This window comes from Myxococcus sp. CA040A (assembly GCF_013336725.1).
Classification (GTDB): domain Bacteria; phylum Myxococcota; class Myxococcia; order Myxococcales; family Myxococcaceae; genus Myxococcus; species Myxococcus llanfairpwllgwyngyllgogerychwyrndrobwllllantysiliogogogochensis.
In genome coordinates this window covers 294,764-308,845 of record NZ_JABUMR010000004.1, presented here as the reverse complement: position 1 = coordinate 308,845, position 14,082 = coordinate 294,764, and the positions used below count along the sequence as shown (strand labels likewise).

The 14,082-nt window shown below is 70.2% G+C and carries 10 protein-coding genes; 5 read left to right on the top strand and 5 right to left on the bottom strand.

Annotated elements, in window-relative coordinates; genetic code table 11:
• Positions 1-12 precede the first annotated feature (12 nt).
• Positions 13-807 (bottom strand): DUF4126 domain-containing protein, encoded by a 795-nt coding sequence (locus HUA75_RS18350; RefSeq protein WP_141643781.1) that lies wholly within the window; start codon positions 805-807, stop codon positions 13-15.
• Positions 808-810: 3 nt separating this feature from the next.
• Positions 811-1,527, bottom strand: a complete 717-nt coding sequence (locus HUA75_RS18345; protein ID WP_174455157.1) for a hypothetical protein — start codon at positions 1,525-1,527, stop codon at positions 811-813.
• Between the two features lie 109 nt (positions 1,528-1,636).
• Here HUA75_RS18345 and HUA75_RS18340 point away from each other — a divergent pair, with 109 nt between their 5' ends.
• Together HUA75_RS18340 and HUA75_RS18335 are read left to right on the top strand one after the other, a co-directional pair.
• Positions 1,637-2,227: a GNAT family N-acetyltransferase gene (locus tag HUA75_RS18340; RefSeq protein WP_174487147.1), complete on the top strand. Its 591-nt coding sequence runs from the start codon at positions 1,637-1,639 to the stop codon at positions 2,225-2,227.
• Between the two features lie 128 nt (positions 2,228-2,355).
• Complete coding sequence (locus HUA75_RS18335; RefSeq protein WP_174487146.1) at positions 2,356-4,143, top strand: sigma 54-interacting transcriptional regulator; 1,788 nt, start codon at positions 2,356-2,358, stop codon at positions 4,141-4,143.
• A 12-nt stretch (positions 4,144-4,155) separates the two neighbouring features.
• On the opposite strand, the gene HUA75_RS18330 is transcribed toward HUA75_RS18335, so the two are convergent.
• Positions 4,156-5,376, bottom strand: a complete 1,221-nt coding sequence (locus HUA75_RS18330) for a hypothetical protein (protein ID WP_371746137.1) — start codon at positions 5,374-5,376, stop codon at positions 4,156-4,158.
• Between the two features lie 663 nt (positions 5,377-6,039).
• Between HUA75_RS18330 and HUA75_RS18325 the strand changes: the two genes are divergently transcribed.
• Entirely contained in the window at positions 6,040-6,858 is an 819-nt protein-coding gene (locus HUA75_RS18325; RefSeq protein WP_174455161.1) for a ThiF family adenylyltransferase, read from the top strand.
• Between the two features lie 30 nt (positions 6,859-6,888).
• Here the strand turns inward: HUA75_RS18325 and HUA75_RS18320 are convergent, their stop codons facing one another.
• Entirely contained in the window at positions 6,889-7,335 is a 447-nt protein-coding gene (locus HUA75_RS18320) for a DofA protein (protein ID WP_141643786.1), read from the bottom strand.
• A 265-nt stretch (positions 7,336-7,600) separates the two neighbouring features.
• Positions 7,601-9,985, bottom strand: coding sequence for a penicillin acylase family protein (locus HUA75_RS18315; RefSeq protein ID WP_371746136.1), 2,385 nt, complete (start codon positions 9,983-9,985; stop codon positions 7,601-7,603).
• 292 nt (positions 9,986-10,277) lie between these two features.
• Here HUA75_RS18315 and pssA point away from each other — a divergent pair, with 292 nt between their 5' ends.
• Both pssA and HUA75_RS18305 read left to right on the top strand, forming a co-directional pair.
• Entirely contained in the window at positions 10,278-10,922 is a 645-nt protein-coding gene (gene pssA, locus HUA75_RS18310) for a CDP-diacylglycerol--serine O-phosphatidyltransferase (protein WP_141643788.1), read from the top strand.
• 158 nt (positions 10,923-11,080) lie between these two features.
• Positions 11,081-14,035 (top strand): choice-of-anchor D domain-containing protein, encoded by a 2,955-nt coding sequence (locus tag HUA75_RS18305; RefSeq protein WP_174487143.1) that lies wholly within the window; start codon positions 11,081-11,083, stop codon positions 14,033-14,035.
• The last annotated feature ends 47 nt before the right edge of the window (positions 14,036-14,082 follow it).

The window sequence follows — 14,082 nt, the reverse complement described above, 5'->3', positions numbered from 1 at the left end:
GGGGACCGCCCATCATCCCAGCCGGGAAGGGGCCTTGCCGCCGTCGCGCTGGATGCCTGGTTCCATGCGCGGAGCGCTGGAGTTCCCGGACCCGAGCGCCCCGCGAAGCGCGTCCCGCATCCGCCCCCCGAGCCGCAGGTCCACGGCCTTGGCCACGGGCACGTCCGCGCGGCACCTGGGGCAGCGCGAGGCCTCCTCGCGAATCTTCGCCCCACACCCGGCGGGACACGCGCGGCGCGAGCGCGCTTCCAGTCGATAGGCGACCAGTCCCGCCGCGCCACAGGCCAGGGTGAACAGGAGCACGAGCGCCAGCGACAGTGGCGCCCAGAGGATGGCCACCGCCGCCAGCCCCAGGCCGAAGACGTCCTCGGTGCGCAGGAGCCACCGCCGGGGGTGCAGCACTTCCGTTTCGAGCTGGTCCACGCGCGTATGCACCCATTGGCGCACCGACAGCGTCGCGACGGCGACGAAGGCGCCCACCGCGCCCACGGCCCAGGGAGGAAGCTGCTCCGTCCCCACGCCCATTGATGCGAGCGCCACCGTGGCGCCGCTGCCCGCGCTCAACGCGAACTGCGCCAGGCCCAGCACCATGCGCAGGTCACTGTCGCGCTGCGTGTACATCTCGAACGCGAGCAGCGCGACGAAGGCCCCGAGCGCTTGCGGCGTCGCGAGCCAGCCGAGCTCCGGTGGCAGCGACAGGTATTGGTAGTGGGCGGCGAGCGCGAGCAGCAACAGGCTGCCGCCCGCGCGCGTTCCCGAGGCGCCACTCAGGCCGATGACCTGGGAGGCGAGGGCGAAGGAGAGCATGGCTCAGCTCCCTCCCATCGGCGCGGCGAGGAAGCCCTGCACGAGCCCCAGTGACTGGAGCACGTACAACACCAGCAGCACCGACGCGGCGGTGAAGGCCAGCAGCATCAACATCCAGCCCACCAGCAGGCCCATCTCCCAGAAGGCGACGGCGACACCGCGCGCCTCGCGCTCGGTCTGCCATGCGAGGTAGCGGCGCGCGAAGAGGCCAGCGAGCGCGACTTCGCCCGCGCTCAGCGCGACCTTGACCAGCGCGCCGAAGCCGGGAATCAGCGTGAGGAGTTCGAGCACGAGGATGGACAGCGCCACGAAGCAGCCGGCGGCCAGGCGCAGCGTCCACCGGGAGACCAGCCGACGCTGGGGCGTGAGCAGTTGGAGCGCGGGAGTCACCAGCGTCACGCGCAGCCACACCAGCGCGGCGACCAGCAGCAGGGACGTGAGCAGGGGCACCCAACTGGCGACCAGCGCGGCGAGCGCCACCACCGCGACGGCGATGCCCAGCCGCACCGTGGCTCGCTCGGAGGCGAGTCGGTGGAGGACCTCTCGGTCCGTGGCGCTGGGCAGCGTCTGTTCGTCGCACCGGGGACAGGGGCGACCGCGCAGCGCCGTCCCTCCTGGAATCCGCTCGGCACACCTGCGACAGCGTCCGCTCAACAGCAGCGCGAGCTCATGCTCCTCGCTCCGAGCGCTCCGAGCATTCGCGGTCATCGTCAAAGGCATCGTCCCCCTCATCGAAGTGGCCACATCATGCCCCGAGCGTGCGGGCGAGTCAGGTACCGTCAGGCCCTGCGTCACGGGCTCCCACTCGTCGTTCGCGAAGGACCTTCTCATGCGATTCCAGCCGGTCCAGTTGATGCTACGTGACGGTCGCCCCGGCCTCGTCCGGGAGGCGGTGCGAGAGGATGGGCCGGCGCTGTTCGAGCTGGAGCGAGCCATTGTCCAGGCCCGTCAAGGCATCGTGAAGCACCCGGAGGAGCTGCCCGTGGACGCGGCCACCTTCACGGCCCAACGCGATGGCGCGGGGCTGCACCGGCAGGATGGCACCGCGTTCCCCCTGGTCGTGACGGACTCGCACGGAGCGCTGCTGGGGGAAGCCTCCATCCTGCGCCTCTCCTATCGGATGCTGCGTCACGTGGGCGTGCTGGGCATCGGTGTGCATCCTTCGGCCCAGGGGCTGGGTGTGGGCCGGGCCTTGATGGACCACCTGCTCACCTGGGTCCGCGCCCACCGCGACCCGGACGGTGGCGCCGTCACCCGAGTGGAACTCTGCGCTCGGGCCGACAACCCGAGGGCCCTCGCGCTCTATCTCTCCCAGGGCTTCGTCCTCGAGGGCACCCGTCGCGCCTTCCTCCGCCTCGATGACGGCTCCTACGTCGATGACGTCCTCATGGGCCTGTTGCTCCACGTCCCAGGGCCCTGAGTCGACTCAAACCCGCTGGTTTGCCCGTAGACGGATTTCGCCAGGGCCAAGGGGAGTGGACGGTGAAGGATCTTCTGGCGCCGCAATTTCCCAGCAAGGCTTCATTGGTGCAGTAGACTGCGAGGGTCATGACGCGGCCTGTGTCCGCCTACGCCCCTCGAAGCGAACGCAAGCCGTTGTACGTGAAGGTGGTGACGCAGCCCGCCCTTCCGGGGTGCTGGGCCGTCAACATCAGCGAGACGGGCATCGGCCTCATCGCCACGCCGCGAGGGCCCCAGGAGGGGCCGCGCGAGGGCGAGTCCGTGGAGTTGTCGTTCTCCCTGCCGGACTCGAACGAGCACATCCGCGCGAGAGGCGACGTGCGCTGGCGGCACGAGTCGGGCGGCGCGGTGACGGCGCTCGGCGTCTTCTTCCACTCCTTCGAGGGCTCCGACGGGGTGAAGCTGGCGCGCTACCTGACGACGGCGCGGCTCCAGGTTGTGGTGGTGTTCGCGAGCGAAGAGGAGGCGCGGGATATCCGCGCGGCGCTGGAGGGGCAGGCCGTGCCGCACTTCGCCGCCAGCGCGGAGGAGGCGCATGCGCTGCTGGCGCGCGGTGACGCGGCGGCGCTGCTCGTCTGTGGCCAGGAGGAGGCGCGGGCCCTGACGCTGGTGGAGGGCCTTGCGACGGTGAGCACGGACGTGGAGCTGTCGGGCGCCGTGCCTCCTTCGGACCTGGCCTCGCGCATCATCTACTGCGCGCCCGCCGCGCCGGAGCGACTGGTGGCGCTGTTCAACGCGGGCCTCGTCTTCCGGGCGCTCGGGGAGTCACCCTCGCGTGAGGCCGTGAGGCAGGCGGTGCTCCAGGCCGGACGCGAGCGCGGCGTGCGCACCGAGCAGTGGCGCATGACGCTGGAGTTGGAGCGCAACCTGCTGCGCGAGCGGGCGCTGTCCCAGGCGCGGCCAGCGGAGCCGGGCGGGCGGGGCGAGGAGGAAGTGGGCCTGCGCAGCGCGGCCATGCAGCGGGTGATGGAGATGGTGCGCCAGGTGGCGCCCCACCGCGTGGCGGTGCTGCTCCAGGGCGAGACGGGCACGGGCAAGGAGGTGCTGGCGCGCATCGTCCACCGCCTCAGTGGCCGGGGAGAGCTGCCGCTGGTGGTGCAGGACTGCGGCGCGCTCACGGAGACGCTGCTGGAGAGCGAGCTGTTCGGCCACGTGAAGGGCGCCTTCACCAACGCGGTGGCGGACCATCCGGGGCTGTTCGTCCTGGCCAACGGCGGCACCATCTTCCTGGACGAAATCGAGAACACGACGCCCAACCTCCAGGCGAAGCTCCTGCGCGTGCTGGAGACGGGCGATGTCCGTCCGGTGGGTGGCACCCAGGTGCGGCACGTGGACGTGCGCGTCCTGGCCGCGAGCAACAAGGACCTGGGAGAGGAGGTTCGCGCCGGACGCTTCCGCTCGGACCTCTTCTATCGCCTCAACAGCTTCACCATCGACATCCCCCCGCTGCGCGAGCGGCCCGAGGACGTGCCGGAGCTGGCGCGCTACTTCCTGCACGTGTTCAACCGGGTCTTGCGCCGCTCGGCCAGCGGCATGTCCCAGGACGTGGAGGACATGCTGCGCTCCTACCCGTGGCCGGGCAACGTGCGCGAGCTGCGCAACGTGCTGGAGCGCGCCGTGCTGCTGTCGCGTCCGGGAGAGGTGGTGTCGCGCCGGCTGCTGCCACCCTCGCTCGTGACGGTGTCCCCGGCGCGCAACGAGCTGGCGGGAGATGGCTCGCTGCGCGCGCGGCTGGAGCGGGTGGAGCGCGAGCTCATCCGCGAGGCCCTGGAGCGCCATGGCGGGGTGCTGCGGCGCGCGGCCGTGGCGCTGGGCATGGACCCCGTGACGCTGGGCCGCAGGGCCCGGCGCCACGGTCTCTGGAAATCGGACTGAGTCCGGCTGTCGCTAGTGGGCGCGCACCCACTGGAGGATGGGCTGCCACACGCGCTGCGGAGCGGTGTCCGCGAGGAACAGGTCCGCGTGCCCGAAGTCGAGCGCGCGCGCGGCCGTCGGCAGGTCGCGAACGACGAGCGACGAGACGTCCTGGCTGCCGAGCAGCGTCGTGGAGTGAACGCCGTACTCACCTACGCCGCCGCCCGCGCCCACGTAGAGCACCGGCACCGTCACGCGCTGGAGGTGGTCGTCGTAGGGCACGTCCAGGCCACACGTCCACGCGTCCGACTCCACGACTTCGTTGAGGCTCTGGTAGGGCGCCGCGCGCTGGGCGTACTCGTAGAGGTAGGGCTCGGAGGTGTACGTCATGCTGCCCGGCAGGCCCGTCGCGTCGGGGATGCCCGCCATCAGGTGGTAGCCCGGGGTGAGGGCCGGCAGCGGCGCCAGCAGCGCGCCCGTGGCCGCCGCGGAGACGATGGCGGCACGGCGGTTGGTGGGCCGGCCCGTGCCGGGGCCGAAGACGTCATCCGGCAGCAGCGGGGACGGCGCGTCCGGGGCCGTGGCCGCCAACAGGCCGATGTACTGGAGGGTGATGCCGGGCGCGGGGCCCAGGAGGCCACCCTCCGTGACGCCCGCGTCGCGCCGGGCCTTCAGCGCCGTGTGACGCTCACACGCCCATGCCTGCTGCTGCGCGAACTGGGGCGCGTGGCGCACCGCCATGTCCACGGGGATGAAGCCGTCCACCTGTCGCAGCAGCCGGGGCAGCCGCGCCTCCGAGTTGAGATAGGCGAAGGCGACCATCGCGCCCCGGCTCCACGCGAGCAGGTGCATCGAATCCACGTTGCCGCCCGCGAGCCGCAGCGTCCGCGCCAGCAGCAGGCCCGTGCCCACGTCCTTCGCGTGCGTGCCCAGGTTCCACCCCGCCATGAAGCCGAAGTCCTGCGTCCCCGCGGGCACCCCGACCCAGCGCATGTCGATGCCCCACACGTCCACGTTCTCCTGGGCCAGATAGGCCGCGATGGAGTGGTTCGCCGGCACATGCGCGGACCCCACGCTGGAGAGGAAGGCCGCGTCGAAACCCCACGCATCGCCATGCACCAGGAACACCGCCCGGTTCGCCCTGGCGGGCACCCACGGCGCGCGCTCCTTCACCACGCGGTGCACGGTGACGGTGTCATTCGCGCCGGGACCCACCTGGAGCTCGAACCGGTAGTGCGCGACGTCGCCGAACACCGGCTCGCGCGAAGCCCACCGGGTGGAGGCGCTGCTGGCGACACCTTCCAGCGAGGAGACCCCGGAGACCAGCGCCTCCGTCGCGCTGTCGCGTAAGTCTTCTGGGGTTGAGGGCGTCTCGGAAATTCCACAACCCAGCGACAGGAATGTCAGACAAACAGAAAGGCTGAACCACGAACGCATAGAAACCTCGAGTCGAAGAAGAAGGGTTCGGGGGACGCTGCGTGTTGACGGGTCGAAGCTCCCCCGTGCCGTGTCACCCGCAGAGCACAATTCAAGCCAGGCAATGAACACGCGAAAGCCTTGGAGTGTCTTCTATCTCTGGACTTCACGCTTGCTGTCCACTGTGAAGCAACCGTCTGACATGCCCTGGTGGGTGTGGTTCCGGTGACCCGCTTCACGACTGAAGCAGGGGCATCACGGGTGTGGCTTCCGAGGAGCACGCGGCGGTGCGGGCTTGCCGGAGCGAATCACGCGATGGAAGACGTCTGGAGTGCCCTGCGGCGGACAACGTCCTTCGGGGAGGGGGAGTGCTGAACACCTGGGTGCTCGCCACCCTCCCGGGTCCGAAAATCGAGGACCACATCCACATCTCCCGGCGGGGCGGAGGACGGCGCGCGCGACGAGCACCTCGGCGCCTCGTGGGGAGAAAGTGGAGGCGTCATGGTGGAGCCCCGTTTCGAGCGCAACCTGGGCGTCATCGGTCCGGAGGTGATGGCGCGGCTGGCCCGCACGCACGTCCTGGTCGCGGGAGTGGGAGGCGCCGGAGGCCAGTGCGCGGTGGACCTGGCGCGGCTGGGGCTGGGGTGCCTGACGCTGGCGGACTTCGACACCTACGAGCGGCACAACATGAACCGCCAGGCGGGCTGCTTCGAGAGCACACTCGGCCAGTCCAAGGTGGAGGTGGTGGGGCGCATGTGCCTGGACATCCACCCGGAGCTGCGGCTGCGGCGCGTGGGGGCGGGCATCACCGAGGCCAACGTGGAGGACGTGCTGTCGGGGGGCGAGGGCCTGCCGCCAGTGGACTACGTGGTGGAGGTCATCGACATCGCGGGCGCGGGGGCGAAGCAGGCACTGCACCGCGCATGTCGTGAGCGCGGCGTGCCGGCGATGACGGGGCTGATGCTGGGGTTTGGCGCCGCGTTGCATGTCTTCCAACCGGATGCGCCGCTGTACGAGCAGCTCTACATCCTCCCGGATGGCCGCGTGGACCTGCCGGCCATCATTCCCCACCTGGGGAGCTACCTGTCACAGGACGCGATGGACGCGTGCTTCGAGGGTCGAGGCCACGCCCCCACGTGCGTCGTCGGAGCGACGACGGCCGCGGGGATGATGGTGAGCGAGCTGATGCGCGGGGTGATGCTCGGCGCGCGCGCGATGGTGTCGTGGCCGGAGTACCTCTACGTGGACCTGTTCGACCACCACTACGTGCGGGCCGCCGTCAGGCCCACGAAGCTGCCGGCGCGTCAGCCCATGTCGTGAGGACGGCGGGCCGACGCGCCCTCGCCCGTCTCACACCACGCCGCGCTTGCGCGCCTCCTCGATGACCTTCGAGCCGTCCACGCCCAGACTGTCGGAGAGCAGCGGGGCCACCTGCTCGGCGCGCTGGTGGACGCGCTGGAGCGTCTCGTCGTGGGTGCGCGTGACGATGTTGATGCCGGCGATGATGACGCGCTGGAGGTTGTACTGGAGGTCGTTGCCCTCGACGATGGCGTGAATCTGGGTGAAGAGCGGTCGCGCGTCGGACTGGAAGGCGGAGAGGTTGTTGCGCTGCTCGCTGTTGGGCACCGCGGACCTGGATGACAGGCTCGCCACCAGGACGAGGGGCGGCTTGAGCCGCTCATGCGTTTCGCGCATCTGCTGGAACACCGCTTGGATGTCCTCCCGGTTGGGGGGAGCCTCCCAGCGCAGGAAGAAGACCCTGTCGATGATGGCTGTCTTGTAGACGGGTGTCGTCATGGCGAACCGCCGCTCCTTCGCAGAACCGTTGCCCCCGGGGCCGTTTCACCGCGTGACGCCATGCGGTGCCGGGCGGTCTGCCAGGGCATCCTGGGTTCGCATCGCCGGAGCGGTAGCCTCCCGACAGGGCGGGCATCGCCGGGCGGACAGAGGACTTCCCTTCCGGGGCCCCAAGTGTCCGCGCGAAAGCAAAAAGCCCCCGCCGGAGCAGGGGCTTGGGACTGCTCGGGGCTCCCCTTCGTGAGAGGGGGAGCCCCGGAGGACGTCAGTTGCCGGAGATCTTCTTCTCCTCCACCTTGGTGGCGGCGATGGCCTCCTCGGTGAAGACGATGGGCCGCCACTGCTTGTTGGAGAACAGCTCCGTCTGGTCGGAGAAGTACGGCGAGTTCTTGTCGCTGGACTCGCTGTAGGTCAGCACCGCGCGGCCATTCACGCCCGTGTCGGTGAACTCCATGGCCATGATGAAGCTGCTGCCGTTGTTGATGACGTAGCCGGTGTTCGTGAGGTTGGTGCGGGAGTTGAGCAGCTGCGTGCCGCGCACCGCGCTGAAGTCGGAGTCGGGCGTGGTGGACTTGAGCGTGCCCCACGAGACGACGTTCGCCGTGCCGTCGTAGGAGCCGCCGCCGTGGATGGGGATCTTCTTGCCGTCCACGCGGGTGGTGTACTGCGAGTCACCCAGCGGCGCGTCCACGGGGATGCCGGCGACCTGGAGGCGGTAGACCGCCGCGGCCAGGGCGAGCATCGTCGGGTCGGTGCCCGCCGCCGGCTCGGCGGCCAGCGTGTTCGGGGTGGCGATGGGCTGGGCCACGTTGAACGGGTTGGCGAACAGCGTGCCCGTGCCGCCGTTGGACAGGGCGCCCATGCTGAAGTGGCCGCTGAACTCGCGCCACAGGGCCGCGCCCCGGCTGCCCACGTCGTAGCGCAGGTCCCACGTGGCCAACGCCGCGCAGCCCTGGCGGATGTCCACGAGCGTGGTGTTGTACTGCACCGTCGTCTTGCCCGTGCAGCGCGCGACGAGCTGATCCCTCAGCAGCTCCGCCGTCATGCCGCGGTTGCCGAGGATGGCGTTCTCCAGCTCCGCCACGGTGAACTTGTAGTCGGAGCCGGACGCGCCGTTCTCCTCCGTGAGCAGGACGGCGTTCATGCGCGTGCGCGGCGTCTGGCCCACGCCTTCCAGGCCGTGCAGGGGCGAGAAGCCCGTGAGGGGCTGGCTCGGGTTGGCCAGCCAGTAGCTGTCGTTCGCGTTGAAGACGAAGTCGCGGCGGGCCAGCTTCGGAACCCCGCTGAAGGGCACGAGGCCCGGCCCGCGGGCGCCCGCGGCGTCACGCCACTCGTTCTCCGGGTTGCTGCCGTCGAGGAGCACCAGGCCCATGCTCTGCCAGATGGCGGTGGTCGCCGGATCCAGGCCGCTGGAGGCCGCGCGCCACGTGCCGATGGCCGTGGCCGTGAGGTTGGGGGTGGGCGTCGCGTCCGTGTACCAGACGTTGCCGGCCCGGTCCGCCGCCATGGTGTTGACCCAGGGGATGCCCTGGACGTTGGCGTAGACGTTCTGGAACTCCTCCAGGCTCTTGGCCCGGTTCATTCCGACGAACTGGGTGACGAGCTGGGTGTTGTCCAGGTTGGTGTCGCGGAAGCTGAGCACCGACTGCGTGGTCCACGGGGCGGTGCCGGGGATGACGATGACCGGGCCGTAGTGGCTGCTGTAGAAGCGCTGGGTGATGTTGGTCAGCGAGCCCTCCGGCAGCCGCACCAGGATGGTGATGTCGCGGGCGGTCATGTCCCGCTCCTCGGTGCCGTACTTGTAGCGGGTGGGCTTGCCCGGCACGAGCTGGAGCCCGTAGAGCGTCATGCGCTGGCCCGAGGAGAACGTGTGCGTCCAGGCCACGTTGTCGTTGAAGCCGATGAGCACCGCGGGCACGCCCAGCAGGCCCACGCCGTACACGTTGAGCTGGCCGGGCACGGTGAGCTGGCTCTCCCAGAGCTTCAGCTCGCCTTCCCAGGGGAAGTGCGGGTTGGCCACCACCATGCCGTGGCCCGACGCGGAGCGGTCCGCGCCAATGGCCCAGCCGTTGCTGCCGACCTGGCTGAAGTCCGGACGCTCCACCTTGAAGCTGCCCGGCACCGGACGGCCCTCGGAGCCCGCGCCCGGGATGGGGGGCGAGGCCGCGGCGATGGCGAGGATGAGCTGGTAGGCGCTGCCCGCCAGGCCCACGCTGATGTCATAGGCCAGGAGGTCCACGCCCTGGATGGGCTTGACCCAGGGGGCGTTGGTGCAGGGCGCGGGGAGCTCCGCCGCCGGCGTCTCCGACAGGTACTTGTTGAAGCCCGCCGCGTAGCCGTTGAACATCTCCTGGATGTCCGCCGGCAGGGTGGGGAAGGCCGCCTGGGCCTTCTCCTGGAGCTGGAGGACGCGGTAGCCGAAGTCGCTGCCCGCGTAGGTGTTGCCGGGGCCCGCCCCCAGGTAGCGCGCGCGCTCACCGCGGACCTTGAGGATCTGGTCCGACAGGATGCAGACATGGTCCTTGGCGAACGCGTAGCCCTGTCCGTAGGACAGGCTGCCCATGTCATTGGCGATGATGTGAGGGATTCCGTGCGCCGTGCGCCGGATGGTGGCCTCGTACTTCGGAGGGCCTTCCACGGGTGGCGTCACCGGGCCTCCGTCATCATCCTCACCACATGCGGTGGCGAAGGCGAGACTCAGGCCGGCGAGAAGGGGGAGGTGCCAGCGGGAGCGCCCGGACTTCCAGGTCGCCCCCCGCGAAGAGGACACGGATTGGTTTGGAGGCATGGATGGGCGCGAGCGTAGGAAGGGGCTGATCCACACGTCAAAAGTTTTCTGAGGTTTGACTTTTCCTGGGAGCCTGGAGTCAGACGCACTGCGGCAAGAAACGCGGCAGTGAGGGACGGGCAGTGAGGATTCACTGTGCTAGGAGAACGCGGATATGACGACCGAGCAGCCGCGTGCCCGCCGCCCACGCCGCCACTTCTCGATGATTCGCACCTTCGTGCTCGCCGACTTCGTGACGCTCGGCAACGGCTTCGCGGGCGCGGGGACCATCCTCGCCGCGATGCAGTACCTGGCCACGTGGCGCGTGGGCTTCCTGTGGGTGGCCTTCGCGTTGATGCCGGTGGCGCTGGTGATGGACGTCCTGGACGGGCGCATCGCCCGGTGGCGCTACAAGAAGTCGCCGCTGGGGGCGGACCTGGACTCCCTGGCGGACGTCATCTCCTTCGGCATGGCGCCCGCCGCGCTGGCCTTCGCGGTGGGGATGCGGGGGGCGCTGGACGTGGCGGTGCTCCTGTACTTCGTGGCGTGTGGCATCAGCCGGCTGGCGCGCTTCAACGTCACGTCGGCGGAGCTGGCGGACGCGACGGGGAAGGTGAAGTACTTCGAGGGCACGCCCATCCCCACCAGCCTCGCGCTGGTGATGGTGCTGGCGGCGGCCACGTGGATGGGCCGCATTGGCGACACGCTGCTGGGGGGCGCGTGGGACGTGGGGCCGGTGGTGTTGCATCCGCTGGTGCTGCTGTACGCGGCCAGCGGCAGCGCGATGATCAGCAAGACGCTGCGAATCCCGAAGATTTGAAAGTGAACGGGGCGGGGCCCCCTGACACCGGGATTGTCCTTCGTGGGTGGTTGCCCGCCCATGGGTGGGTGCCTAGTTTCGCCAACTGATCCGCTCCAGCGCCTCGTTTGAGGCTGTGGGCGGACCTGGGCGATGGGCGTGGGGAAGGGGTGGAGGCCATGACGGGGCGCTGGGGCATTTGGGCCCTCGCGGTGTTGGGGCTGGTGGCTGCGGGGTGTGCGGATCGCGAACGGTCGTCCCTCGCGGACGGGCGTCTGACGGCGACCCCGGGTGGGATGGACTTCGAGAAGGTCGCCCTCTTCGATGCACGCGAGACGGAAATCTCGCTGCGCAACGTGGGGCGGGCCCCCGTCGATGTGAACGAGGTCTGGGTGGAGGGTCCTGAAGGGGCCTACCGGGCGGAGTTCACCCATGAGGGACCCCACAGCCTGGCGCCAGGCAGTGCGTGTGCCCTGCGCGTGCGCTTCGCGCCCATGATGGCGGGCGGCCAGGGGGCGATGCTGGTGGTGCGCTCCGACACGCGCATCGAACCGCTGTTGCGCATCCCCCTGACGGGCCTGGGCATCGACGCGTGGGCGCGGGTGTCGCCCCGGGTGCTGGACTTCGGGCGCATCGAGGCGGACTCGACGAAGACGCTGGCGCTGACGTTGGAGAACCCCACGGAGCTGCCGGTGGAGGTGACACCCCGCCTGGTCGGCGCGGACCGCGACGAGTTCGTGGCGGGGCCCATGGTCGTCGCCCCGGGCGGCCGCGCGGAGCTGTCCTTGACGTTCAACCCCGTGCGCGTGGGCCGCAAGCAGGTGGTGCTGGCGGTGACGCCGTGCCGGGGCTGCGCGGACGTGCCGGTGCAACTGATGGCGGAGGCGCTGGAGCAGGCGGTGGTGGCGGAGCCGCCGGTGTTGGACTTCGCGGCGGTGCCGGTGGACCGCGACGCCATCCGCGAGTCGCGCATCCGCAACATCAGCACCGAGCCGATGACGGTAACCTCGCTGACGCTCGACGGGCTGGACGCTTCCTACTCGCAGGCGAACGCGGGCTTCCCGCTGGTGCTCCAGCCGGGCGAGGTGCGCGGCTTCAACATTCGCTACAGCCCCGGCCACATGGGCCCCGCGGAGGACATGGCCCGCTATCACGTGGTGAGCAAGCGACACCCCACCACGGACGTGAAGCTCAAGGGCTTCGGCGGCGCGGCGGAGCTGTGCGTGGCCCCGGTGACGTACGACTTCGGCAAGCAGCCGCTGGGCTCGAAGACGCGCGTCATCGTCAACGTGAAGAACTGCGGCTCCTCCAACGCGGGCGCGCTCACGCTGGAGACGCTGGCGTGGCAGCCGGACCCCTCCGGCGCGCCCCAGTTCAACCACACCCCGCTGGCCATGCCGTACACGCTGCAGCCGGGGCAGGAGGTCAACATCCCCGTCTTCTACGAGCCCACGCGTCCAGGCTCGTCCGCGGGCGTGCTGGTGATGACGACGAACGCGTACTCGGCGGCGACCGTGGAGCTGGACTTCCAGGGCGAGGCGGAGGAGCACGCGCCCTGCGACCTCACGGTGACGCCGCTCGCGGTGGACTTCGGCACGGTGCCTCCGGGCCGGGGCGCGGTGCTGGGCGTGAAGCTGGAGAACAAGGGCACGGACCTGTGCCCGGTGAAGAACATCCGGCTGCGCGACAATGGCGGCGGCAGCTTCCGCATGCCGGGCGGGGACCTCTTCGGCGTCATCATCTATCCGGGGGACTGGTTCAGCTTCCAGGTGGCCTTCCAGGCACCCCATGCGGGCGGAGACTTCACGGGCATGCTCCAGGTGGAGCAGATGGACCCGGCGAATCCCGTCATCCTCGTGCCGCTGCTGGCCCACTCGCAGGCGACGTGTCTGATGGCGTCGCCCTGGTACGTGGACTGGGGCGTGGCGCGGCGCGACTGTCCTCCCGAGCCGCGCGAGGTGAACTACCTCAACGCGTGCACCATGCCCGTGTCGGTTTCCAACGTGTGGATTGGCCCTGGCACCACGGATGGCGAGTTCACCGTGGGCGGCGTGCCCGCGCCCTTGCCCTTCACGCTGCAGCCGGGCGAGGCCTTCACGGTCGACCTGGACTACGCCGCGCAGGTGTACGGCATGAACCTGTCGCCGCTCTTCGTGAGCTCCAGCGATTTGCCGGCGCCGCTGCTGGTGCCGCTCATCGGCGAGTCCTCCAAGCGCGTGGACAAGACGGACACCTTCACCCAGCAGGACGTGAGCAAGGTGGACGTCCTCTTCGTCGTGGACAACACCGCGTCCATGGTGGAGGAGCACCCGCGTCTGGTGTCCGCCATCCCCTCGTTCGTGGACGCGGCGCTCGCCAAAAAGGTGGACATGCACGTGGCCGTCACCACGACGGGTATCACGGCGGTGTCGGGGACGTGCCCCGGCGGCGCGCAGGGCGGCGAGGCGGGACGCTTCTTCCCGGTCAACAACGCCCGGCCCCGCATCCTCACCAACGGCATGGCGAACCTGACGGCGCTGCTCCAGCAGAACGTGCAGGTGGGGCAGTGCGCCCAGGTGGAGCAGGGCTTCGAGGCGATGCGCCGCGCGCTGTCTCCGCCGCTGGTGAACACCGCGGATGACCCGCGCACGCCCGTGCCGCAGGACGGCAACCTGGGCTTCCTGCGCGACTCGGCGGCGCTGGTCGTCGTCTTCGTGGGTGACGAGGACGACCACTCGCCGGACGCGGTGGACACCTACGTGCAGTGGGCGCAGCAGCGAAAGGGGCAGAACCAGCCGCAGCGCGCGACGTTCTACGCCATTGCCCCCACGGCGACGGCGTGTGGCACCGCGGGCGGCTCCGGCACGCGCTACTCGGAGGCGACGGCGCGCACCGGCGGCGAGGTGATGAACGTGTGCGCGGCCAACTATGGGCCCCTCCTGGCCGCCGTGGCCAACAAGGCCTTCTCCGCGCAGGACCGCTTCCCGCTCAGCGACGCGCCGGAGCCGGGCAGCGTCACGGTGACGGTGGACGGCGCCCCGGTGACGACGGGCTGGCGCTACGACGCCCCCACCAACAGCGTCATCTTCGCCAACGTGCCGGCGCCGGGCGCCAAGGTGGCCATCTCCTACCGTCGCTCCTGCGACGCGGGCTGAAGCGGGGGAGCAGGCTCGATGTGTGAGCCAGTCGAAGGGCCGGTCAT